The following is a 22,721-nucleotide window of genomic DNA, read 5'->3' as shown; positions in this document are numbered from 1 at the left end:
AACGTCAGGCAGTGACGTTGATGAACTTGCCGATGGTCTGGCCCAGGGCGTTGACCTGGGGCCGGCTGGCGGCAAATAATCCCGGCAGGGTCTGCTCGGCGCGCGAGGGATTTTCGATGGCGCGGTTGAGATTGACCGCCGGTGCGGGTTCGAGCGCGGGACGTGCGGCCTGGGTGCTCTCGCGCTGGTTTTGCGCCAGCGATTCGCGGTCCCGGCTCAGCTGATTTTCGCTCTGGTCCAGGCGGGCCGCATCCTGATTCACGCGTGTTTCTCCCTGCTGCACCTGGCGCTCGGCCCGGACAACTGCGGATTGCAATGCGTTAATGGAAGTTACGGTCACCACGACTTATTCCCTTCAATCAAGAACCCCGGGCATGGCAGTGCAGATTTGACATCACTCAAGGAAAGATTAGGCCAGAAAAACGAAAAAGGCAAGGAGGCAACATGAAATATGGCGGACGTGGCGTTGGCCGCAGCGCTAGCAGGATTTTTGCCGATTTTTGTTGTATTTATTGCGATTAACATCTGTTGTCATGGCGGCAGCGTTGGCCACCCCGCTATAATCAATGATCAACATTGAATGTTACCCTATGAACTTGCAGCGCCTCGCTAATTTTCTCGGGATGTCGAAAACGACCGTGAGCCGGGCCTTGAACGGGTATCCCGAAGTCAACGTCAAAACCCGGGAACGCGTGCTCAAGGCGGCCCAGGATGCCGGCTACCAACCCAATCCCATGGCGCGCAGCCTGGCGCTTGGACGCAGCAATGTCTATGGCCTGATCTTCCCCCTGCTCACTGCCGACCTGGCCGACCCGATGTTTCTCGACGTGGTGGCCGGCATGTCCGGCGCGCTCGAAACCTTCAACAAGAACCTGATCCTTGCCCCTGTCTCACCCGGCACCGAGCAGCGCGCCTACCAGCAGATCGTGCGCGGGCGCCGCGTCGATGGCCTGGTTGTCTCACGCACGCTGGTGCACGACGAGCGCATCGCCTTTCTCACGCAAAGCAAATTCCCCTTCATCGCCCACGGCCGCACCCAGCAGGATGCGCCGTACGCATGGTTCGACTACGACCATGCCGCCGGCGTGGAACTGGCGCTCGAACGCCTGCTGGCGCTGGGCCACCGCCGCGTGGCGCTGGTGAGCGCTTCGCTGGACATGAATTTTGCCCGCGAGCGGCGCGACAGCTTCATGGCGTCGATGGCGGCCGCCGGCCTGGCGGTCGATCCGCGCTACCTGATCGCCGACTGCATCGACCGCCGCAGCGGCCACCACGCCATGCAGCAGTTGCTGGCCTGCTCGCCGCGACCGAGCGCGGTCATCGTCGACAACCACATGTCCGGCGCCGGCGTGGTGCGCGCCATGCGCGACGCCGGCATCGAGATGGGCAAGGACATGTCGGTGGTGGTATGGGGCAGCATGGCCGATTCCCTGGCTGGCGGCAACGTCGCCACCATCGACCAGCCCGAACCACGCAAGGCCGGCGCGCGCATGATCGAAATGCTGCTGGCGCTGGTGAACGGCACACCGGCGGCCGATTTGCAGGAGATGTGGCAGCCGGTGTTGTTGCCGGGGGGGACTATCGGGGTGTGTAGCGAGAATTAGCAGTCGCCAGCGGCTGTATGGCGCGCAGGTGGTTGTTTGCCACGGTCTTGAAATCCGCCGAGATGCGCGTGTCTTGCAATACATCGTGCCAGAACTCCAGCGCCATGCCGTGGCAGCGCGACAAATGGCGTAATGCCACGTTCCCCAGGTAGTCAGGCTTCCATGCGCGCTCGACAATCTCACCGTGGGCGTTCGGGCGATACAGCATGGGCAGCATGTCCTATGCTTCAAGAAGGCGGTGCTGGCGTTCAAGCGTCCAGCGCACGGCAATATTGCCGTGGTGCTTGTCGGTGTTGCCGATCAGTGCACCGAACAGGTCGAGCAATTCGACCGTGATGACATCGTCCTGCGGCAGCACGCCGAGGCGGCCGAGCTCGTGGGCGACGGCGGTCCAGTTCCGGTCCATCATGCCGAGATCGCCATCAAGGGCGGAGAAGGTCGCCATCGGGCGCCGGCCCGTCAGGCCCACGCGATCGACTCGCACCACTTCCAGAAACACCCGGCCCTCGTATTCCAAAATCGAGGAAGTCGCAGCGGCGATGCCGTTGCGTAACAGCGTTTGCAAAGCCAGGTGTTCGCAGACCAGCAAGTCACCCCAGCGCCGCCCCGCCGCTGTGCCGGTCCGCGGCGAGAACTTGACGATGACCGGTTCGACCCGGCGGGGAGTATGAGCGCGGCGGACGGCGGCGGTGAACTTCGGTTGTTCGCCGCCGGCAGACGAACCTGGCGCATCGCCCTGCATGGCATCGTCGGCCATCTGCGGATAGCGCTGCATGCGCTCCTGCTCGGTCAGCACCGCAGCCTCCTGCGTTGCCAATGACGCCAGGTAACGCGCGTACGAATCATTGCCAAGGATAAGATCGCCTGCGGCGTTATCGCTGCGCCGCGCGATGTACTTGAGCACCTGTTCATCGGTCCAGGTCAGGATATCGGCAGGCAGTTCCAGGTCGCGGTGCTTGGCCGGTTCCAACCTGCCCAGGAAGCCTTGCGGGCGCAAGTCGCTGACGAAAAACGGCATACCCTGGTGCAGCTCGTAGCGCGTGCCTGTCAACGGTGTCATGGCGTAGAAACCGCCTTGCAGCACATCAAGGTGGCCGATTGGCATGATCAGCCCGTTCGTGGCAACACGAAACACCGGTATCGGCGCATTGCCCCCGGCAACCTGTCGTCGCAGCGCATACTGCCGCGCCTTGCTCGCGCCCAGCACCACGCCGTCCGGCACGCCGGACCACAGCTGTGAAAAGGTTGGCTGGCTGATGTTCAACGCTTCCAGCAGCGCGGCAGCCTTGGCCGGACCGTTTTGCAGAAGCAGCCGAACCCGCTCGATGTTTTGAATTTGGACGCTTATTCAGCAACCCGTGAATAGCAAATTTTACCGATTTCTCATAGTAGCATCATGCGTTTTTGAATGGCAAAGTGAATAGCATTTCAGCTTAGATTTTGTCTGCAAAAAGACTGGCAATCGCCGTCGCCTCGAGCTCGAACAACATGCCGTCGAGCGCCAGGCGCGGTACCGGGATCAGAGTGCAGGCCGGGGGCGGGGCGTCGGCCCAGGCAGCGCGCAGCGCGGTGCTGAAGATGGCGAGCCTGGCTTCGTCATGATCGACGATCAGCGCGGTCACCTTGGCCACTTGCGCCAGGGTGGCGTCGGCCGCTTGCAGTGCGGCGCGCAGGTTGGCCAGCGCTTGCGCTACCTGCGTCGCAAAATCTTCCGACAGCACACCGTTGACGTCTTCGCCGCCCTGGCCGGCAATGTAGACCAGCCGTGCCGGGGCGTGGGCGATGACGACATGGGTGTAGCCGTTCGGGCGCGGATCGTACAGGGTTGCGGGATTGATGAATTGCATGAAAGCCTCCTTGATGAGCAATCCCGCCAGTCTAGAACCTCAATATAACTTGAGGTCAAGCCCCTACATATTGCGCCGGTACTGGCCCCCCACCTCGAACAGCGCCGTGGTGATCTGGCCGAGCGAACAGACCCGCACCGCGTCCATCAGCTTTTCGAACACGTTGGCGTTGGCAATCGCGGCCTGCTGCAACGCTGCCAGCGCTTGCGGCGCTTGGTTGGCATGGCGGGCGTGGAAGTCGGCCAGGCGGGCGAGTTGCGACTGCTTTTCGTCGTCGGTGGAGCGCGCCAGTTCGATTTTTTGCGGCGCTTCGCTGCCCTTCGGATTGCGGAAGGTGTTGACGCCGACGATGGGCAGGGTGCCGTCGTGCTTCTGGTGCTCGTACAGCATGGATTCCTCCTGGATCTTGCCGCGCTGGTAGCCGGTTTCCATCGCACCCAGCACGCCGCCGCGTTCGGCAATACGCTCGAATTCCTGCAGCACCGCTTCTTCCACCAGGTCGGTCAGCTCGTCGAGGATGTAGGCGCCCTGGTTGGGGTTTTCGTTCTTGGCCAGGCCCCATTCGCGGTTGATGATCAGCTGGATCGCCAGCGCGCGGCGCACCGATTCGTCGGTGGGCGTGGTGATCGCTTCGTCGTAGGCGTTGGTGTGCAGCGAGTTGCAGTTGTCGTAGATGGCGATCAGCGCCTGCAAGGTGGTGCGGATGTCGTTGAAGTCGATCTCCTGCGCGTGCAGCGACCGGCCCGACGTCTGCACGTGGTACTTGAGCTTTTGCGAGCGGTCGTTGGCGCCGTACTTGTCGCGCATGGCCACGGCCCAGATACGCCGCGCCACGCGGCCCAGCACCGTGTATTCGGGGTCCATGCCGTTGGAGAAGAAGAACGACAGGTTCGGCGCAAAATCATCGATGTGCATGCCGCGCGCCAGGTATGCTTCCACGAACGTGAGCCCGTTCGACAGCGTGAACGCCAGCTGCGAGACCGGGTTGGCGCCTGCTTCGGCGATGTGATACCCGGAGATCGACACCGAGTAAAAATTGCGTACCTGGTGGTCGACGAAATACTGCTGGATGTCGCCCATGACTTTGAGCGAAAACTCGGTGGAGAAGATGCAGGTGTTCTGGCCCTGGTCTTCCTTGAGGATGTCCGCCTGCACCGTGCCGCGCACGTTTTGCAGCACCCATTCACGGATTCTGGCTGCCTCGCCGGCATCGGGCTGGCGCTGGTGTTCGGCCACGAACTTGTCGAGCTGCTGGTCGATCGCGGTGTTCATGAACATGGCGAGAATGGTGGGCGCCGGGCCGTTGATGGTCATCGATACTGACGTCGAAGGGCTGCACAAATTGAAACCGTCGTAGAGCACCTTCATGTCGTCGAGCGTGGCGATCGATACGCCCGAGTTGCCCACCTTGCCGTAGATGTCGGGGCGCAGTGCCGGGTCGGCGCCGTACAGCGTGACCGAATCGAACGCGGTGGACAGGCGCTTGGCATCCATGCCGGTGGAAACCAGCTTGAAGCGGCGGTTGGTGCGGAAGGCATCACCCTCGCCGGCGAACATGCGGGTGGGGTCTTCCCCCTCGCGCTTGAACGGGAACACGCCGGCCGTAAACGGGAACGATCCCGGCACGTTTTCCAGCATCAAAAAGCGCAGCACCTCGCCGTGATCTTCGTAGCGCGGCAGCGCCACCTTGCGGATGCGCGTGCCGGACAAGGTGTGCTGGACCAGTCTGGTGCGCAGTTCCTTGTCGCGGATGGTGGTGACGTAATCGTCGCCGGCGTACGCAGCTTGCAACGCCGGCCACTGCGCCAGCAGTTTTTTGGCGCCGGCATCCATGGCGCTGTCGCGTTCCAGGATCACGTCGTCGAAGTCGGCAGCTTTGCCGGCGGCGGCCAGCATGCGTTTCGACTCGGTCAGTTGCTGGCGCTCGCGGGCCAGGGTGACCTGTTTGCGCGTGTGGCGGTGATAGCCGCGCACGGTGTCGGCGATTTCGGCCAGGTAGCGCGCGCGCGCTGGTGGCACGATCACGTTCTTGCCGCTCGAGTGGCGCGCGGTTTCCGGGGCCAGCCTGCCGGCGGTCGTGTGCAAGCCGAAGCGGGCCAGGAGCGGCAGCAGGCCCTGGTACAGGGCCGTGACGCCGTCGTCGTTGAAGCGCGAGGCCTGGGTGCCGTACACGGGCATCTCGTGCGACGGTGTGCTCCACAATTCCCGGTTGCGCTGGTATTGCTTGGCGACGTCGCGCAAGGCGTCTAACGCGCCCTTGCGGTCGAACTTGTTGATCGCAATGATGTCGGCAAAATCGAGCATGTCGATTTTTTCCAGCTGCGACGCGGCGCCGAACTCCGGCGTCATCACGTACATCGACACGTCGACGTGCGGCACGATGGCGGCGTCGCCCTGGCCGATGCCGGACGTCTCCACGATCACCAAATTGAAGCCGGCCACCTTGCAGGCGGCAATCACGTCGGGCAGCGCCTGCGAAATCTCGGAGCCGGCATCGCGCGTGGCCAGCGAGCGCATGAATACACGTGCTTGGCCGTTCCAGGGATTGATGGCGTTCATGCGGATACGGTCGCCGAGCAGCGCGCCGCCGGACTTGCGGCGCGACGGGTCGATCGAGATCACGGCGATATGCAGGGCATCGCCCTGGTCGAGGCGGATGCGGCGTATCAGTTCATCGGTCAGCGACGATTTGCCGGCGCCGCCGGTGCCCGTGATGCCCAGCACGGGCACCGCCAGGCCGGCAGCAGCAGCGAGCAGTTCGGTGCGCAGCGCTGGCCCGGCGCGGTCGTTCTCAAGGGCCGTGATCAGCTGCGCCAATGGCCGGTGACGGCCGGCGACGTCGCCATCCGTGAGCGGCGCGAGCGACGTGGGCGAATACTGCGACAGGTCGATATCGCACTGCGCCACCATCCACTGGATCATGCCCACGAGACCCATGCGCTGGCCGTCCTCGGGGCTGAAGATGCGGGTGACGCCGTAGGCATGCAGTTCGGCGATTTCCTCGGGCACGATCACGCCGCCGCCGCCACCAAACACCTTGATGTGGGCGCCGCCGCGCTGGCGCAGCAGGTCGATCATGTATTTAAAATATTCGACGTGGCCGCCCTGGTAGCTGGAGATCGCAATGCCCTGCACATCCTCGGCCAGGGCGGCAGTCACCACTTCGTCCACCGAGCGGTTGTGGCCCAGGTGGACCACTTCGACGCCGTTCGATTGCAGGATGCGGCGCATGATGTTGATCGAGGCGTCGTGGCCATCGAACAGCGAGGCGGCGGTGACAAAACGGATTTTGTTGGCTTGCTCTTGCTGCTCTGCAGCGGCGGCCAGTCTTGGCGTGGAGAGGTCGTTCATGGGTATCCTTTCTATGCTGCGCTCTGTTGGGCAAATTGCGCCAGCAGGCGTGCTTTATCGGTGCGGAAGGTGGCAACAGCCTGCTCCTTCACATGGCCGAAGCCCCGTACTTTTTCCGGCAGCGTGGCCAGTTCCACGGCCAGCGCGTGGTTGTCCGGTGTGAGCTGGGCCAGCACGGCGCCGACCATCTCGCGATAGTCGGTGATCAGCGCACGCTCCATCCTGCGCTCGGCCGTGTAACCGAAGATGTCGAACGCGCCGCCACGCAAACCCTTGAATTTGGCCAGCAACTCGAACGCCTTCCACATCCACGAGCCGAATTCCGCTTTGACCAGGTGGCCCTTGGCGTCCTTCTTTGCCAGCAGCGGCGGTGCCAGGTTGAATTTCACCGAAAAATCGCCGTCGAACTGCTGCTTCAGTTGTTCGACAAAGCGGCCATCGGTGTACAGCCGTGCCACCTCGTATTCGTCCTTGTACGCCATCAGCTTGAAGTAGTACTTGGCCACGGCCGTGGACAGCTTGTTGCCGAGTCCCAGCGCGGTTTCGCGTGCGCGCACGGTGGTCACCAAATCGCGGTACCGTGCCGCATAGGCGGCGTCCTGGTAGGCGGTCAGAAACGCCACGCGCTTGTTGATGACGGTGTCGAGGCTCTGCGGCATGTGCAGCACCACCGCCTGCGCCGGCGTGGCCACGCGTTCCACGCGCGCCAGGTCAAACGCCGCGCGCCGGCCCCACAGGAAGCTTTGCTGGTTCGATGCCACGCCCACGCCGTTCAATTCGATCGCGCGCAGCAGCGCCGCTTCGGACAGGGGAATGCGGCCCCGTTGCCAGGCATAGCCGAGCATGAACAGGTTGGCCGCGATCGAGTCGCCCATCAGCGCGGTGGCCAGCCTGGTCGCGTCGATGAAGTCGGCCGCGCCGTTCCCCACCGATTGCGCGATCAGCGCCTGCACTTCCTCGGCCGGGTACTGCCAGTCGGCGTCCTGCGCGAAGGTGCCCGGCGGCTGCTGGTGCAGGTTGACGACAGCGAGCGTGCGGCCGGCACGCATCTTCGAGATGGCGTCGGCGGCGCCGGCGGTGAGCATGTCGCAGCCGAGCACCAGGTCGGCCTCGCCGGTGGCGATACGCTGGGCGCGCAGGTGCGCCGGGGTACGGGCGATTTTGACGTGCGACGTGACGGAGCCGTTTTTTTGCGACATGCCGGTCATGTCCAGCACCGACGCGCCTTTGCCTTCCAGGTGCGCGGCCATGCCGATGAGGGCGCCGACGGTGATCACGCCGGTGCCGCCGATGCCGTTGATCAGGATGTTGTACGGCTGGTCGCACGACGGCAAGGCGGGCGCTGGCAGCGGGCCGAAGTCGTCGATCCGGGCTGCTCCGGCGCGGCTCTTCTTGAGCGTGCCGCCTTCCACCGTCACGAAGCTGGGACAGAAGCCCTTGGCGCACGAATAGTCCTTGTTGCACGACGACTGGTCGATGGTGCGCTTGCGGCCAAACTCGGTTTCCTTGGGCAGGATGGATACACAGTTCGACTGCACGCCGCAGTCGCCGCAGCCTTCGCACACGGCTTCATTGATGACCATGCGCCTGGCCACGTCCGGATAGTCTCCCTTTTTGCGGCGACGGCGCTTTTCGGCGGCGCAGGTCTGGTCGTAGATCAGCACCGACACGCCGGCCACCTCGCGCAGCTCGCGCTGCACCGCGTCCATATCCTTGCGGTCGTGCAGCGTGATGTGGGCGGGCAGGGCGCTGCGATCGTGGTAGCGCGACAAATCTTCGGTGACGAGCGCGATGCGCTGCACGCCTTCGGCCGCCATTTGCCGCGCGATCAGCGGCACCGACGTGATGCCGTCCACCGGCTGGCCGCCGGTCATGGCCACCGCATCGTTGTACAAGATTTTATACGTGATGTTGACCTTGGCCGCCAGCGCGGCGCGGATCGCCAGGTAGCCCGAGTGGAAATAGGTGCCGTCGCCCAGGTTCTGGAACACGTGGGGAATGGTGGAGAACGCCGCCTGGCCGATCCACGGTGCGCCTTCGCCGCCCATGTGGGTGGTGAGCTTGTTGAACTCGGGGTAAATCGAGGTGGCCATGACGTGGCAGCCGATGCCGGCCAGCGCCAGGCTGCCTTCCGGCACCTTGGTGGACGTGTTGTGCGGGCAGCCGGAGCAGTAGAAGGCGGGCCGGAACGGCGTGTTGACGGCGCGCGTCAACACGGCATCCTTGGCGTCGAGGAAGTCGAGCCGCGCGGCGATCTGTTCGCACGTGGCCGCGTCGAGGTCGAACCGCTTGATCCTGCTGGCGATCACGCGGGCCACCTGCGACACCGAAAAATCGGCCTTCGAGGTGAGCAGCCATTCGCCGCGCGGCGCCACCCATTCGCCTTTTTCGTCGAACTTGCCGATCACGCGCGGGCGCACGTCGTCGCGCCAGTTGTACAGCTGTTCCTTGAGCTGGTATTCGACGATCTGGCGTTTTTCTTCGACCACCAGGATTTCGTCCAGGCCTTGCGCGAACTCGCGCACGCTGTCCGGTTCCAGCGGCCACGGCATGGCCACCTTGAACAGGCGCAGACCCACCCTGGCGGCCATGGCCTCGTCGATGCCCAGTTCTTCCAGTGCTTCGAGCACGTCGAGGTACGATTTACCGGAGGCGATGATGCCCAGCTTGGCATCGGGGCTGGTGATGGTGGTGTGATTGAGGCGATTTTCGCGCGCGTAAGCCAGCGCCGCATAGATTTTATAGTCCTGCATTAGCGCTTCCTGGTTGCGCGCCTGGCGCCCCAGCGGAATGCTCGACAGCCGCGCGTTCAGGCCGCCTTCGGGCATGACGAAGTCTTGCGGGATTTTTACTTGCACGCGGAATGGGTCGGCATCGACCGAGCTTGACGATTCCACCGTGTCGGCCAGCGCCTTGAACGCCACCACGCAGCCGGAAAAGCGCGACATGGCCCAGCCATGCACACCGAGGTCCAGGTATTCCTGCACATTGCACGGGTACAGTACGGGGATCATCGACGCCGAAAACAGGTGGTCGGACTGGTGGGGCAGGGTGGACGAATACGCGCCATGGTCGTCGCCGGCCACCAGCAGCACGCCGCCGTGCTGCGAAGTGCCGGCATGGTTCATGTGCTTGAAGACATCGCCGCAGCGGTCCACGCCGGGGCCCTTGCCGTACCACATGGCGAACACGCCGTCGTACTTGGCCTCCCCGATCAGGTCCACCTGCTGCGAACCCCATACGGCGGTGGCGGCCAGGTCTTCGTTCACGCCGGGCACGAACTGCACGTGGTGCGCGGCCAGGTGCGGCTGCGCCTTCCACAGGTTTTCGTCGAGGCCCCCGAGCGGCGAGCCGCGGTAGCCGGAAATGAAGCCGGCGGTGTTGAGGCCCGCAGCCTGGTCGCGCACGCGCTGCATCAACGGCAGGCGCACCAGCGCCTGGATGCCGGACAGGAAAATGGGGCCGCTGGTGGCGGTGTACTTGTCGTCGAGGCCGACGTCGAGGTTGACGTTGCTGTCAGGAGCCCCTGCGGCGAGCGCGAGGCCCGTGGTGTCGTCTGGCATGGCGGTGTCTCCGTTATGTGCCGTTCTTGCCCGCCCCGGGAGCGCCGGGTAGGCGCGCCAGGATCGGGCTGTGGGCCGCATGGTGGCGGCGCTGGCAGATAGTTTAGGCTTAAATTACCTGCTTTGTAGCGCAGTATGGGCGCGCTGACTCCGGCGTGGAAATACCGTTTGCGGATGGGGGTATAAGGAAAAGTGATGGGGTTGGCGCTGTGCTGCGGCTGCGAGGGAATGACGGATCTTGGGCTGGCGGTTCGTGACTGGTGCTCAGCCGTCGATCACGGCGGCGCCGGGCCAGGCGCCGTTGGCGCACAGCTCGCCGCACACGCTGCGCACCAGCGCACCCACCGCCTGCGCAGCATTGGTCAGCGGAATGTTTTTCGACGCACATAGCACCACCGTGCGCGCGATCGCCGGCTCTCCAATCGCCTGCGCACGCAAGGTGCCGCGCTGTAATTCATCCAGCACCGGCGCCGACGGCAAAATGGTGGCGCCCAGATCGGCCAGCAGTGCCGATTTTAAAATCGCAATCGAATTGATTTCGATCACCGACGACAGGGCCAGGCCGGCGCCGCGCAGCACGCTTTCGATGCGCGGCCGCACGCCGTGCTGCAAGCCGGGCAGGATCAACGGCGTGGCCACCGCTTCGCGCAAGGTCAGCGCGCTTTGGCCCGATGCGTACGGGGCGTCGGCCCGGCAGATGAAGCGCAGTTCTTCCTCGACCAGCGGCGTGGTGGCGAACTGGCCCAGTTGGCCGTCGTCGAACAGCACCGCCAGGTTGACCCGGCCCGAGCGCAGTTGCTCGTTGAGGTTGCCGGTCAGCTCCTCGGTCAGTTGCAGCGTGATTTCGGGATAGCGGGCGCGCGCAGCGGTGAGCAGCGGCAAGGCCAGCGCGCCGGAAATGCTATGCGGCAGCCCCAGGGTAACGCTGCCGCTGGGACGCTCGGCCGATTGCACTACGGCCGAGCGGGCGTCGGCCACCTGCTTGAGTATCGCCTGCGCGTGTTCGTAGAAAATTTTGCCGGCATCGTTGCTGAGCATGCCCTGAGCGGAGCGGTGCAGCAGTTGCACGCCCAGTTCGTCCTCGAGCTGGCGCAGCTGCTGGGTCAGTGCCGGCTGCGCCACGTGCAGCGCCAGCGCCGCGCGCGACAGCGAGCCGTGATCGACGATAGCAACAAAATAGCGAAGTTGGCGCAGTTCCATGTTTGTTGCAGTAGTCCGACAAGCGCGGTGAAAGGATTGTGCCGCACAGTGTAGCACCGGCTCCTGATGATCCTGACGAGAAACTATTTGTTATACTGGATGCAGGTTTTCCGCATTTCTCCAGCCTCGATAACGGGTGCCCGTATGTTCAAGAAAGTCGACGCGTCGCAGCTCAAGGTAGGCATGTTCATCCAGGACCTCAGTTGCGACTGGATGGCCCACCCGTTCGTGCGCAACCGGTTCCTGATCACCAGCGATGCCGAGATCCGCAAGATCATCAACGCCGGCATCCACGACGTGGTGATCGACAGCGACAAGGGCCTGGACGTGGAGGCGCCCACGCTGGCCGAGGCGCAGGCAGCCACCGAGCGCGAAATCATCGAATTGATCGCCAAGTCGCCGGTGGTCACGCGGGTGGCGCTGGGCGAGGAAATGCGGCGCGCAGCGCACATCCGCCACCAGGCCTCGACCCTGGTACGCTCGGTGATGCAGGACGCGCGCCTCGGCAAGGCTATCGAGCTCGACCAGGTGGCGCCGGTGGTGCAAACCATTACCGAATCGATCCTGCGCAATCCCGGCGCGCTCACCGGCCTGCTGCGCATCAAGAACGCCGACGACTACACCTTCCTGCATTCGGTCAGCGTGTGCACCTTGCTGGTGGCCTTTTGCCGTTCGCGCAATCTCGATGCCGAGACCACCCACCAGGCCGGCCTGGGCGGGCTGCTGCACGACACCGGCAAGGCGCTGGTGCCGGACGCCATCCTCAACAAGCCGGGGCCGCTCACCGACGAGGAATACGAGATCATCCGGCGCCATCCGCAGGACGGCTACGACCTGCTGCGGCAGTCGCCCGACATCGGCCCGATTCCGCTCGACATTACCTTGCACCACCACGAGCGGCGCGACGGCAGCGGCTATCCGAACCGCCTGGCCGAAGGCCAGATCAGCGACATGGCGCAAATGGCCGCCATCGTCGACGTGTACGACGCCCTGACGTCGGACCGCTGCTACCACAAGGCCATGCCGGCAGCTGCTGCGCTGCGCAAGATTTACGAGTGGAGCAAACATCATTTCAACCCGCAGTACGCGCAGGAATTCATGCGCTGCATCGGTATTTATCCGGTGGGAACCATGGTGATGCTGGAATCGGGCCGCCTGGGCGTGGTGATCGAGCCGCACGAGACCAACCTGCTGGCGCCCAAGGTCAACGTGTTTTTCAATACCAAGCAGAACGTATACATCAAGCCGGAGACGGTCGATCTGTCGCGCGGTCTCGGTTTTGGGGGCGCCGACAAGATCGTCGGCCATGAATCGGCCGCCAAGTGGAATGTGGATCCGATGCGGTTTTTAACCCTGGCCTAGAAGAATTCCGCCGTGTCGTTCGATTCGGTGCTCTGCAGCAGTCCCTCGCTGAGCAGTTCGTCGTAGTGGCACACCAGGTTGCGGCCGTGGCTCTTGGCGTAGTACAGCGCCTGGTCGGCGCGGCCCAGCACGATCACCGGCGGCTCGAACGCGGTGATGCTGACAAAGCCCACGCTCACCGTCACCTTGCCCACTTGCGGAAAATCGTGCGACGCCACGTTCTGGCGGAAGCGTTCGATGATTTTCCTGGCGTTGTCCTGGGTGGTGCCGCGCAGCAGCACCACGAACTCTTCGCCGCCAAAGCGGAACACCCGGTCCTGCGCGCGGAACGACGTATTGAGCAGGTTGGCGATCAGGATCAGCACTTCGTCGCCGTACAGGTGGCCGAAGCGGTCGTTGACATGCTTGAAATGGTCGACATCGACCACCGCCAGCCATTGCCGCTCTTCCTCGCCGTGCTGGCGCCGTTCCAGTTCGCCGGGCAGGGTCAGCGACTCCTGGTCGGCGCTGGCAGCGAGCATCTTGGCCAGCTGGTCATCGAAGGTTTTGCGGTTGAGCAGGCCGGTGAGCGAATCGCGTTCGCTGTAGTCGAGCAGGTTCTGGAAATTGCGGTACACGCTGACCACGCCGCCGATCACCTGGATGGTGGCGCTGGTGTAGGGCGTGGGATTGACGATTTCGAGGCAGGTGTCGGCCTTGTCGCCGAGCCAGATCGGCAGCCACAGCGTGTGGCCACCGCTGTCGTTGGTCACTTCCGCGCTGGCGTCGTGGCGGGCCAGGCAAGCCGCCAGCGCCGGGTAGTGTTCGATCGGCTCGCCAGGTTGCTGGAGGTCCGACATCCCGACCATGGTGGCCGCCTCGCCGGCGACAATCTGCGCGCGCGGGCGTACGAACATCTTGCCGCGCACAACGGCAAGAGTCAGTACCCGGGTACAGCTGGCATTGGCGAGTTCCTGCACCGCCGAGATCACGGAGATGTCGAGCATCGTATGATCGCGGTGGCCGGTCATGTCCACCATGTGTTTCAGTAGGGAATCCATTTTCTTCTCTGGAGAAAAATGCTGTCCTGCGCAAATGGGCAAGCTAAGCAGGATAATAGCTTTTTGCAATCTAGGCAATTCATGTGTGCGAAAAAAAACTATACCAGCACAATCGTGTGGTTCCTTGCGCTTGAAAAATAGTTCCACATGGAAAGCTTGTCTCAAGTCAACTCTCCCAAAAGCCCGCTCCGTATAGTTGATTGCAATGGCGCAGCGACGGCAAACCACCGCCGCCGTGCTGCTACCGCGCCAGGGTCATCCTTTCCACCTTTACGGGAGTTCATCATGACATCGCTTCTTGCAGCAGCAAAAGTGTTTGCATCCGACGAGGAGGGCATCACCGCCATCGAGTATGGCCTGATTGCCGCCACCATGGTCGCTGCGGTCATTGCGGCGTTCTCGTTCCTCTCGCCGGCGTTGAAAGACGCTTTCGAAAAGATCTCGGATGAGATCGCCGCTCATAACGCTTGACGGCTTGGCTTTCCAGTCGCAGTCCGGGCTGGAAAGCCTTTTTATTTTCGGAGCGTGCCCATGTGGACCGGCATCGACATCCTCGTGCTCTGGCTGGTCGCGCAGGCAGCAGTGACCGACCTGGCGCTGCGCAAAATTCCCAATGTCCTCGTGCTTGGCGGCCTGGCGCTCGCGCTGGTGTTGCAGTGGCTGGCCAACCCCTGGCTGACCGCGCTCACCCACTGGTTCACCGGCCTGCTGGCCGGTTTTTTCCTGTTGCTGCCGCTGTACCTGTTGCGCGGCATGGCCGCCGGCGACGTCAAGCTGATGGCCATGGTGGGCGCGTTCCTCGGCCCGCAGGCCGCGCTGCACGTGGCGCTGCTGACCTATCTGTTCGGCGCGCCGCTGGCGCTGGCCACGCTGCTGTGGCACGGCTGGCGCCAGGGCGATGGTCTGGCCACCGCGCGCCGGATGGGCCGCAACCTGTGGCGCCTGTTGCAGCCGTGGCTGGGGCGCCTGGCGGGCCTGCCATTGGCGCCGCTGCCGCGCGAGGCGATTGCCAGCGTGGGCGGCATGCCGTACGGCGTGGCAATCGCGCTGGCCACGGCAGCGGTTGTGGCGTGGCCGCATCGTTAGGCCACCCGTTGGCGCCTTCTTGCTGCCGGTCAATATCCGCCAGGCAAGCCTCGCTAGACTCGATTCCTCAGTGAAATATTTTCAGTCGTCCCTACAGCAGCGCGGAGAACAGTCATGCTCAGCCTCGATTCCTCACCTTATTCTGCCCCTGCCACCGCCCACCTGGCCGACACCGAAGCGGCCAGCGTGCTGCCGCCGCCACCGCGTTCGCTGCGCGACACCGGCCTGCCGCAGCAGTTCGTGGTGGAGCTGGTGGCCAAGGCCTTGTACCTGGCCGGCAAGACCCATCTGCCGGTGCTGACTACCCGGCTGCACCTGCCGATCACGGTGCTGCGCGAGGCGCTCGACTTCATGGTGGCCGAGCACGTGGCCGAAGTGGCGTGGCGCGGCGAATCCGATATCGACATCCAGTACCAGCTGACGGCGGGCGGCAAGCAGCGCGCGGGCGGCTGGATGGAGCGCTGCCGCTACGCCGGCCCGGCGCCGGTCACGCTGGAAGCTTACCGCGCCATGGTCGAGCGGCAGTCGCTGCCGGTGTCGATGCTGGACCCCGGCGAGCTCGGCGTCGAACTGGCCGACCAGTTGCTGGCGCCCGGCGTGCTGCAAATGCTGGGCGCGGCCATGTACGCCGGCCGCACCATGCTGTTGTACGGGCCGTCGGGCAGCGGCAAGTCCACGCTGGCGCGCAAACTGGGGGCGCTGCAACAAGGCGTGATCGCGGTGCCGCATGCGCTGCTGGTGGGGCAGGACGTGGTGCAGGTCTACGATCCGCAGGTGCACTTCCCGCAGAATGGGTTACGTGGACCGAATGCGCGCCACAGCCGCGTGGCGGCCGATCGGCGCGGCGTCGATGCGCGCTGGGTGCTGTGCCAGCGGCCGGTGGTGGCGCTCGACGCCGATGTCACCGCCGACATGCTCGACCTGCAGGCGGACACGCCCAACGGCTGCTACCGCGCCGCGCCGCAGCTCAAGGCCAACAACGGCCTGCTGATCGTCGACGACCTGGGGCGTCAGCGCATGGCCGCCACCGAGCTGCTCAACCGTTTCACCCAGGCCCAGGAGCTGCGCCGCAGCCAGTTGTCGCTGGCCGGCGGTTACCACTTCGAGGCGCCATGCCGCATGCGGCTGGTGTTTGCCACCAGCCTGGCGCCCGAGGCGCTGTTCGATGAGGCAGCGCTGCGCCGCGTGGGCTACAAGATTCCGGTGGCGGCGCTGGGGGCGGCGGCATATCGCGCGCTGTTCCGCCAGCAGTGCCTGGCCGCCGGCGTGCTGTACGACGATGACGCGCTGCGCTACCTGGTCGATGAGCTGCACGCGGGCAGCGGCCTGCCGCTGCTGGCCGCGTATCCGCACGAGATCGTGGGCCGCATTGTCGATTTCGCCGGCTTCAATGGCGCGCCGCCCCGGCTCACCATCGGCGCGCTGGACCAGGCCTGGACCAGCATGTTCGCCTGCTCAACGTCGGTATCCGCGCCGTCCGCCAGCGACCTCGCGCCGCTGATCGACCAACTGGCCCAGCACATCGTATGAAAAACCGCCGCGCACTGTGGATGATGGCGCTGGCCGTCGTGTTCGGGCTGGCGGCGGTGGCGCTGGCTTCGCGCTGGCTGCTGGGCCAGGCGCCCACCGCCGCCAACCGCATCGTGGTGGCCGCCACCGACATCAGCCTGGGCCAGCGCCTGACGCCCGAGATGATGAAGACGCTCGACTGGCCGGCCGACAACCTGCCGCATGGCGCCCTGCGCGATCCGGCCAAACTGGCGGGGCGGGTGCTCAAATCGAGCGTGCTGCGCGACGAGCCGCTCAGCGAAGCGAAGCTGGCGCCGGCCGGCACCGTCGGCGGCCTCTCCGCGCTGATCACCGAGGGCAACCGCGCCATCACCGTGCGCGTCAACGATGTAGTGGGCGTGGCCGGCTTCGCGCTGCCGGGCAATTTTGTCGATATCCTGGTCAACACGCAGTCGGCGCGCGGTGGCGACAATGCGATTTCCAAGATCGTGCTCGAACGGATACTGGTGCTGGCCGTGGCGCAGGAAGTGGGGCGCGACGAAACCAAGCCGCGCGTGGTCAACGCCGTCACGCTGGAAGTGACGCCCGGCCAGGCCGAAAACCTCGACCTGGCGCGCAGCGTGGGCACGCTGTCGCTGGTGCTGCGCAACCAGGTCGATCCGCGCCCCGGCACCACCGACGGCGCCACCAAGGCCTCGCTGCTGGGGATGGCGGCGCCGGCTCCCGTTGCCGCTGCACCTGCCGCCACCGCGCCGGCCGCGCCGCGCCCCCGGCTGGCTACAGCCGGACCGGTGCGCCACTGCGCGGGCGTGATCGCCGGTGTGCAACGCAAGCAGGAATGCCTGTGAGGGCGCCATGATGATCCGGCCACTATCCATTTTTCGCGCCAGTGCCTGGCAACTGGTCCTGGCGGCGGCCCTGGCCGTACCGGCCACCGTGTTTGCGCAGCCCGATCGCGCCAACACGAGCCTGCGCTGCGCCGGCCAGGCCGCGGCGCCCGGCCACCTGGCCCTGCAACTGGGCAAATCGACGTTGATGCGCATGCCCGAAGCGGTCGCCGCGCGCAGCGTGGGCAACCCGGCCGTGCTCGAGGCGATGCTGGTGGCGCCGGACACGCTGTACGTGGCCGGTATCGACATCGGCACCAGCAACATGATCGTGCAGGGCAGGAGCGGCGTCTGCAACGTGGTCGAGGTGGTGGTGGGCATCGATCCCGGCGCCTTGCAGGCCTCGCTGGCGGCGTTGATGCCGGAGCAGAAACACATCGTCGTCACCGGCGCCGGCGACACGCTGGTATTGAGCGGCACCGCCAGCGACACCCAGGCGGCCGCACGCGCGCTGGAACTGGCCCATGCCTTCGTGCGGCGGCCGGCGCGAGCCTTGTCCGCCGGTGGCGAGAAGGAGGGCGCAACTCCCACCAATCCCACCACTGGTGCCGGCGCGGGAGCGGGCACCGGTGCCGCCCAGGCCCGAGTGATCAACTTCCTCAACGTCGGCGCACCGCAGCAGGTGATGCTGGAAGTGAAAATCGCCGAAGTATCGAAGACCCTGCTCGACAAGCTCGAAAGCGGCATCGCGCTCGGCGTGGGCGGCGGCAGCTGGGCCAGCGTGCTGGCGTCGAACTTCCTCAGTGGCACCCTGCGCGGCGGCCTGGCCGTGGGCCGCGCCACCGGCGACCGCTTCGGCATCCAGGCCGAAAAGCAGGAAGGCCTGGTGCGCATCCTGGCTGAACCGACGGTGATGGCGATCAGCGGCCAGGAGGGCAGCTTTCTTGCCGGCGGCAAGATCCTGATCCCGGTGGCGCACGATAACAACAAGGTCACGCTGGAAGAGAAGGAGTTCGGCGTGGGTGTGCGCTTCACGCCCACCGTGCTGGCGGGTGGGCGCATCAACCTGCGGGTGGCGCCGGAAGTATCGGAGCTGTCGCGCGAGGGCGTGGGCATTTCGGCGTCCGGCTTTACCGGCGCCTCCATCCTGCCGTTGATCACCACCCGGCGCGCTGCCACCACCGTGGAACTGCAGGACGGCCAGAGCTTCGCCATCGGTGGCCTGATCAAGAACAACCGCACCACCAACATCAACGGCCTGCCGATCCTCGGTGAATTGCCGATCCTGGGAGCGCTGTTTCGCAGCACCGATTTCCAGCACGACCGCACCGAACTGCTGTTCGTGGTCACCCCGCGCCTGGTGCGGCCACTGCCGGCCGACTACCAGCTGCCGACCGACAGCGTGACCGCACCCACCCGCACCGAGCTGTTTTTGGGCGGCAAGCTGGAAGGCACACCACCCCGATAAACTTCAGGAACCTCTATGCGACTCCTTTTCGTGATGCTGGCGGCATGCACGCTGGCCGGTTGCGCGGCATTGTCTCCCGCGCCCACCACCCCGTACTGGGACACCCACTTCGGCGCCGTCGCGCGCCTGGCGCTGGCGCAGCAGGTGATCGATGCCAACGCCGGCCGCAATCCCGATCCCGTGGCCGGCATCGACGGCAAGGCTGCGCAGCAGGGGTATGTGCGCTATCAAAAAGCGTTCAGCGACCCGCCGGCGCAGCCCACCTTCGTCATCGACGCCAAGTAAGGACATGCCATGAGAGCACTGATGATCAGCAATGACAGCCTGCTGCACGCCGAAGTGGCGGCGCAGGGATCGGCGCGACTGCCGGCGGTGCAACTGGTGGCCACGCGCCACGGCCTGCGCGATGCCGTCGAGCGCCAGTTGCCGGAAGCGCCTGACCTGGTGATTTTCGACGCCAGCGACGTCGAGCCGGCCGAGGGCGAACTGGTGGAGCGGCTGTCGAAGCAGTACCCGGCAGCGTCGTTCATGCTGCTCACGCGCGCGCCACAGCATGACCTCCTGATTCGCGCCATGCGCGCCGGCATGCGCGAGGTGCTGCAACTGCCGCTGGTACACCGCGCCTTCCACGAGGCGATGGACCGCATCGAGGTGGCCGCCGGAGTCAGCCGCATGCGCGACGGCCGCGTGCTGGCTTTTATCTCCTGCAAGGGCGGCAGCGGCGCCACCTTCTTGTCCACCAATTTCGGTTATGCGCTGGCCGCGCTGGCCGATAAAAAAGTGCTGCTGATCGATTTGCACGGCCAGTTCGGCGACGCCACACTGTATGTCTCGGACCAGAAGCCGGCCATGACGCTGTCCGACATCTGCGGCCAGATCGGCCGCATGGACGGCGCGTTTCTCGATTCGTGCCTGGTGCACGTGGCGTCCAACTTCGGCGTGCTGGCGGCGGCCGACGACCCGCAGCACCTGGTGGAAATGAAGCCCGAGCACATGGACACCATCCTGCGCGTGGCGCGCCAGCACTACGACTACATTGTGCTCGACGTGGGCCGCCAGATCGACGCCATCTCGCTACGCGCGCTCGACCAGGCCGATTCGATTTTCCCGGTGCTGCAGCTGGCGCTGCCCGACATCCGCGATGGCCGCCGCCTGCTCGACATCTTCCGCTCGCTCGGCTATCCGGGAGAACGCATGCGCCTGATCGTCAACCGCTATGAGAAGGGCGGCAAGCTGCGCCTGGTGGACCTGGAGCAGGCGCTGGGCGCGGAAGTGATGCATACGGTACCCAACGATTACCTGTCGGCCACCGATTCCGTCAACCAGGGCATCCCGGTGCTGCAACTGTCGCGCAGCAGCGCGGTGGCGCGCAGTCTGGCCGACATGGTGGAACTGGTGACGGCGCGCCGCGTGGCCGAGAGCCGGGGCCTGTTCGACCGCCTGTTCGGCCGCAACGACAACGACTAGGAGAACGATATGAGCTTGCGTGAACGCCTGTCCGTGGCCGGCGATGGCCGCCACGGCGCACCAGGCATGACTGGTACGGTTGGCACGGTCAGCATCGGCGGTGCGCCCGGCACGCCCTCGCTGGCTGCCGCCGCTTACCAGGATCTGAAAAAAAGCATGCACCACATGATCATGGAGCGCATCGACCTCGAGCGCCTGCAACGGCTCACGCCCGAGCAGTTCAAGCACGAGCTGGCGCTGCTGGTCCAGCGCATCATCGAGGAAGAGCGCATCGTGCTCAATCAGCACGAGCGCCACAGTCTGGTGCTCGACATCCAGCACGAGATGCTCGGCTTCGGCCCGCTTGAACCGCTGCTGGCCGATCCCGGCGTCTCCGACATCCTGGTCAACACCGCCGCCATGGTATACGTGGAGCGCGCCGGCCGGCTGGAGCTGACCGACGTCACCTTCAACGACAACGCCCACCTGATGAAGATCATCGAGAAGATCGTCTCGCGGGTGGGCCGGCGCGTCGATGAATCGAGCCCGATGGTGGACGCGCGCCTGCCCGACGGCTCGCGCGTGAACGCCATCATTCCGCCGCTGGCGATCGACGGCCCGATCCTGTCGATCCGCCGCTTTGCCGTCAACCCGCTTACCATCGATAACCTGCTGGCCAACCGCAGCCTGACGCCGCCGATGGTGGAGGTGCTGCAGGCGCTGGGCCACGCCAAGGTCAACATCCTGATCTCGGGCGGCACCGGCAGCGGCAAGACCACGCTGCTCAACGTGCTCTCGGGCTTTATTCCCGCCGCCGAGCGCATCGTCACCATCGAGGATGCGGCCGAGCTGCAAATGCGCCAGCCGCACGTGGTGCGGCTGGAAACCCGGCCGCCCAATATCGAGGGCAAGGGCGAAGTCAATCAGCGCTCGCTGGTGCGCAACGCGCTGCGCATGCGGCCCGACCGCATCATCCTGGGCGAAGTGCGCGGGCCGGAGGCGCTCGACATGCTGCAGGCGATGAACACCGGCCACGAAGGCTCGCTGGCGACGGTGCACTCCAACACCCCGCGCGATGCGCTGTCGCGGCTGGAGAACATGGTGGGCATGGCCGGGGTGAACCTGACCCCGCGCGCCACGCGCCAGCAGATCTGCTCGGCCGTCACGGTGGTGATGCAGGTCTCGCGCCTGACCGACGGCACCCGCAAGCTGGTCAGCCTGCAGGAGGTAACCGGCATGGAAGGCGACGTGATTGCCATGCACGAGATCTTCCGCTTCGAGCAGCGCGGGGTCGATGCCAACGGCCGCGTGCAGGGCACGTTTTCCGCCACCGGCGTACGGCCCCGGTTTGCCGACCGCCTGCGCATGTTCGGCGTACCGGTGTCCGAGTCGGTGTTCGATCCCGACCGGGTGTTCGAGTAAGCCATGGACGCCGTCTTTTCCGCATTTGCGGTGCTGCTGTTCGCTGCGGTGATCCTGCTGGTCGAAGGGGCGTGGCTGTGGTGGTCGGCGGCGCACGGTGGCGGCGCGCGCCGCATTTCGCGGCGCCTGCGCCTGATGGCCGAACGCGGTCCGGGCGGCGCCGAGCGGGTGGACATCGTCAAGCGCCGCACCTGGAGCCGCCGCCCGGCGATCGAGCGCCTGCTGCGCCGCATCGGCCCCTGGTGCCGGCTGGCCGCGCTCGATGCCCTGCTGCTGCAGGCCGGGGTGCGCTGGTCGGTGGCGCAGTTTCTCGGCGCGATGCTGCTGCTGGGCGCAGCCGGCCTGGTGGCGCCCCGGATCGTCGGCCTGCCGGGCGTGGGCGCGTTGCTGGCGCTGGGCCTGGCCCTGGCGCTGCCGTGGATGCTGCTGCTGCGTACGCGCCGCGAACGGCTGGCCAGGCTGGAACAGCAACTGCCGGAGGCCGCCGATTTTTTCGGCCGCGCGCTGCGCGCCGGCCATTCGTTCGCCAACGTCATGCAGATGGTGGCCGACGAATTGCCCGAGCCGATCGCCGGCGAATTTCGCACCACCTACGAGGAGATCAACTACGGCGTGTCGATGAGCGAGGCGCTGCACAACCTGGCCCACCGCGTGCCGCTCACCGACCTGCGCTACCTGGTCATCGCGGTGCTGATCCAGCGCGAATCGGGCGGCAACCTGGCCGAGGCGCTCGGCAACATCAGCCGCCTGATCCGCGCGCGCCTGAAACTGCTGGCGCAGGTGCGGGTGATGTCGGCCGAAGGACGCATGTCGGCGTGGATCCTGGGCGTGCTGCCGCTGGTGGTGATGTTCCTGATGTCGCTGACGAATCCGGAATATATCAGCGTGCTGTGGACCGATCCGATCGGCGTCTCCCTGATGTGGTACGCGGGGGCGATCGCGGTCGGCGGCGTGTTATGGATGCGAAAGCTCATACGCATCCGCATCTGACGAGGG

At 65.4% G+C, this 22,721-nt stretch carries 19 protein-coding genes; 11 read left to right on the top strand and 8 right to left on the bottom strand.

All coding sequences use genetic code 11. The features are described from left to right. Positions 1-4: 4 nt before the first annotated feature. Positions 5-262 (bottom strand): hypothetical protein, encoded by a 258-nt coding sequence (locus ASF04_RS13320; RefSeq protein WP_082488753.1) that lies wholly within the window; start codon positions 260-262, stop codon positions 5-7. A gap of 328 nt (positions 263-590) precedes the next feature. Between ASF04_RS13320 and ASF04_RS13315 the strand changes: the two genes are divergently transcribed. Continuing rightward, positions 591-1,604 (top strand): substrate-binding domain-containing protein, encoded by a 1,014-nt coding sequence (locus ASF04_RS13315; protein WP_056142374.1) that lies wholly within the window; start codon positions 591-593, stop codon positions 1,602-1,604. Here ASF04_RS13315 and ASF04_RS13310 read toward each other — a convergent pair. The 6 genes from ASF04_RS13310 to ASF04_RS13285 form a co-directional block, all read right to left on the bottom strand. Further along, the gene (locus ASF04_RS13310; protein WP_056142370.1) at positions 1,579-1,821 is read right to left on the bottom strand and encodes a hypothetical protein; all 243 of its coding nucleotides are present in this window, start codon (positions 1,819-1,821) and stop codon (positions 1,579-1,581) included. The genes ASF04_RS13315 and ASF04_RS13310 overlap by 26 nt on opposite strands. A gap of 3 nt (positions 1,822-1,824) precedes the next feature. Beyond that, a complete protein-coding gene (locus ASF04_RS13305) occupies positions 1,825-2,868 on the bottom strand; it encodes a HipA domain-containing protein (protein ID WP_056142367.1) in 1,044 nt (347 codons plus the stop codon). A gap of 169 nt (positions 2,869-3,037) precedes the next feature. Next, positions 3,038-3,451, bottom strand: a complete 414-nt coding sequence (locus ASF04_RS13300; protein ID WP_056143158.1) for a RidA family protein — start codon at positions 3,449-3,451, stop codon at positions 3,038-3,040. Between the two features lie 63 nt (positions 3,452-3,514). Beyond that, positions 3,515-6,802, bottom strand: coding sequence for a fused isobutyryl-CoA mutase/GTPase IcmF (gene icmF / locus ASF04_RS13295; protein WP_056142364.1), 3,288 nt, complete (start codon positions 6,800-6,802; stop codon positions 3,515-3,517). Between the two features lie 11 nt (positions 6,803-6,813). Beyond that, complete coding sequence (locus ASF04_RS13290; protein ID WP_056142361.1) at positions 6,814-10,365, bottom strand: indolepyruvate ferredoxin oxidoreductase family protein; 3,552 nt, start codon at positions 10,363-10,365, stop codon at positions 6,814-6,816. 264 nt (positions 10,366-10,629) lie between these two features. After that, positions 10,630-11,565, bottom strand: a complete 936-nt coding sequence (locus tag ASF04_RS13285; RefSeq protein ID WP_056142358.1) for a LysR substrate-binding domain-containing protein — start codon at positions 11,563-11,565, stop codon at positions 10,630-10,632. Positions 11,566-11,709: 144 nt separating this feature from the next. Between ASF04_RS13285 and ASF04_RS13280 the strand changes: the two genes are divergently transcribed. After that, positions 11,710-12,927, top strand: coding sequence for an HD-GYP domain-containing protein (locus ASF04_RS13280; protein ID WP_056142355.1), 1,218 nt, complete (start codon positions 11,710-11,712; stop codon positions 12,925-12,927). On the opposite strand, the gene ASF04_RS13275 is transcribed toward ASF04_RS13280, so the two are convergent. Then, complete coding sequence (locus ASF04_RS13275) at positions 12,924-13,967, bottom strand: GGDEF domain-containing protein (protein ID WP_056142352.1); 1,044 nt, start codon at positions 13,965-13,967, stop codon at positions 12,924-12,926. The genes ASF04_RS13280 and ASF04_RS13275 overlap by 4 nt on opposite strands. Before the next feature lie 285 nt (positions 13,968-14,252). Between ASF04_RS13275 and ASF04_RS13270 the strand changes: the two genes are divergently transcribed. The 9 genes from ASF04_RS13270 to ASF04_RS13230 all read left to right on the top strand — a co-directional run bounded on the left by ASF04_RS13270 (position 14,253) and on the right by ASF04_RS13230 (position 22,715). Next, positions 14,253-14,438 carry a Flp family type IVb pilin gene (locus ASF04_RS13270; RefSeq protein ID WP_040378099.1) on the top strand — a complete coding sequence of 62 codons (186 nt, stop codon included), beginning with the start codon at positions 14,253-14,255 and terminating at the stop codon, positions 14,436-14,438. 60 nt (positions 14,439-14,498) lie between these two features. Further along, complete coding sequence (locus ASF04_RS13265) at positions 14,499-15,053, top strand: prepilin peptidase (protein WP_056142349.1); 555 nt, start codon at positions 14,499-14,501, stop codon at positions 15,051-15,053. A gap of 114 nt (positions 15,054-15,167) precedes the next feature. Further along, positions 15,168-16,583 (top strand): ATP-binding protein, encoded by a 1,416-nt coding sequence (locus tag ASF04_RS13260; protein ID WP_056142346.1) that lies wholly within the window; start codon positions 15,168-15,170, stop codon positions 16,581-16,583. Then, positions 16,580-17,410 (top strand): Flp pilus assembly protein CpaB, encoded by an 831-nt coding sequence (gene cpaB, locus ASF04_RS13255; RefSeq protein ID WP_056142344.1) that lies wholly within the window; start codon positions 16,580-16,582, stop codon positions 17,408-17,410. The genes ASF04_RS13260 and cpaB overlap by 4 nt, the downstream gene beginning before the upstream one ends. A 7-nt stretch (positions 17,411-17,417) precedes the next feature. After that, positions 17,418-18,857, top strand: coding sequence for a type II and III secretion system protein family protein (locus tag ASF04_RS13250; RefSeq protein WP_056142341.1), 1,440 nt, complete (start codon positions 17,418-17,420; stop codon positions 18,855-18,857). A gap of 15 nt (positions 18,858-18,872) precedes the next feature. After that, on the top strand, positions 18,873-19,142 hold the full coding sequence (locus ASF04_RS13245) for a hypothetical protein (RefSeq protein WP_056142338.1): 270 nt from the start codon (positions 18,873-18,875) through the stop codon (positions 19,140-19,142). A gap of 9 nt (positions 19,143-19,151) precedes the next feature. Then, positions 19,152-20,324: a CpaE family protein gene (locus ASF04_RS13240; protein ID WP_056142333.1), complete on the top strand. Its 1,173-nt coding sequence runs from the start codon at positions 19,152-19,154 to the stop codon at positions 20,322-20,324. 9 nt (positions 20,325-20,333) lie between these two features. Next, entirely contained in the window at positions 20,334-21,725 is a 1,392-nt protein-coding gene (locus ASF04_RS13235) for a CpaF family protein (protein ID WP_056142331.1), read from the top strand. 3 nt (positions 21,726-21,728) lie between these two features. Then, positions 21,729-22,715, top strand: coding sequence for a type II secretion system F family protein (locus ASF04_RS13230; RefSeq protein ID WP_056142328.1), 987 nt, complete (start codon positions 21,729-21,731; stop codon positions 22,713-22,715). The last annotated feature ends 6 nt before the right edge of the window (positions 22,716-22,721 follow it).

It is taken from the genome of Duganella sp. Leaf61, from assembly GCF_001421905.1.
In the GTDB taxonomy this organism is placed as follows: Bacteria; Pseudomonadota; Gammaproteobacteria; order Burkholderiales; family Burkholderiaceae_D; genus Rugamonas; species Rugamonas zoogloeoides.
The sequence above is the reverse complement of the archived record's forward strand: the minus strand, read 5'-3'. Positions and strand labels throughout refer to the sequence as shown.

What these genes read in the sequence shown, in the direction of transcription:
- ASF04_RS13315 (WP_056142374.1), top strand. Translation starts at nt 591, where the DNA reads ATGAACTTGCAGCGCCTCGCTAATTTTCTCGGGATGTCGAAAACGACC.
- ASF04_RS13310 (WP_056142370.1), bottom strand. Translation starts at nt 1,821, where the DNA reads ATGCTGCCCATGCTGTATCGCCCGAACGCCCACGGTGAGATTGTCGAG.
- ASF04_RS13300 (WP_056143158.1), bottom strand. Translation starts at nt 3,451, where the DNA reads ATGCAATTCATCAATCCCGCAACCCTGTACGATCCGCGCCCGAACGGC.
- icmF (WP_056142364.1), bottom strand. Translation starts at nt 6,802, where the DNA reads ATGAACGACCTCTCCACGCCAAGACTGGCCGCCGCTGCAGAGCAGCAA.
- ASF04_RS13290 (WP_056142361.1), bottom strand. Translation starts at nt 10,365, where the DNA reads ATGCCAGACGACACCACGGGCCTCGCGCTCGCCGCAGGGGCTCCTGAC.
- ASF04_RS13285 (WP_056142358.1), bottom strand. Translation starts at nt 11,565, where the DNA reads ATGGAACTGCGCCAACTTCGCTATTTTGTTGCTATCGTCGATCACGGC.
- ASF04_RS13280 (WP_056142355.1), top strand. Translation starts at nt 11,710, where the DNA reads ATGTTCAAGAAAGTCGACGCGTCGCAGCTCAAGGTAGGCATGTTCATC.
- ASF04_RS13275 (WP_056142352.1), bottom strand. Translation starts at nt 13,967, where the DNA reads ATGGATTCCCTACTGAAACACATGGTGGACATGACCGGCCACCGCGAT.
- ASF04_RS13270 (WP_040378099.1), top strand. Translation starts at nt 14,253, where the DNA reads ATGACATCGCTTCTTGCAGCAGCAAAAGTGTTTGCATCCGACGAGGAG.
- ASF04_RS13265 (WP_056142349.1), top strand. Translation starts at nt 14,499, where the DNA reads ATGTGGACCGGCATCGACATCCTCGTGCTCTGGCTGGTCGCGCAGGCA.
- ASF04_RS13260 (WP_056142346.1), top strand. Translation starts at nt 15,168, where the DNA reads ATGCTCAGCCTCGATTCCTCACCTTATTCTGCCCCTGCCACCGCCCAC.
- cpaB (WP_056142344.1), top strand. Translation starts at nt 16,580, where the DNA reads ATGAAAAACCGCCGCGCACTGTGGATGATGGCGCTGGCCGTCGTGTTC.
- ASF04_RS13250 (WP_056142341.1), top strand. Translation starts at nt 17,418, where the DNA reads ATGATGATCCGGCCACTATCCATTTTTCGCGCCAGTGCCTGGCAACTG.
- ASF04_RS13245 (WP_056142338.1), top strand. Translation starts at nt 18,873, where the DNA reads ATGCGACTCCTTTTCGTGATGCTGGCGGCATGCACGCTGGCCGGTTGC.
- ASF04_RS13240 (WP_056142333.1), top strand. Translation starts at nt 19,152, where the DNA reads ATGAGAGCACTGATGATCAGCAATGACAGCCTGCTGCACGCCGAAGTG.
- ASF04_RS13235 (WP_056142331.1), top strand. Translation starts at nt 20,334, where the DNA reads ATGAGCTTGCGTGAACGCCTGTCCGTGGCCGGCGATGGCCGCCACGGC.
- ASF04_RS13230 (WP_056142328.1), top strand. Translation starts at nt 21,729, where the DNA reads ATGGACGCCGTCTTTTCCGCATTTGCGGTGCTGCTGTTCGCTGCGGTG.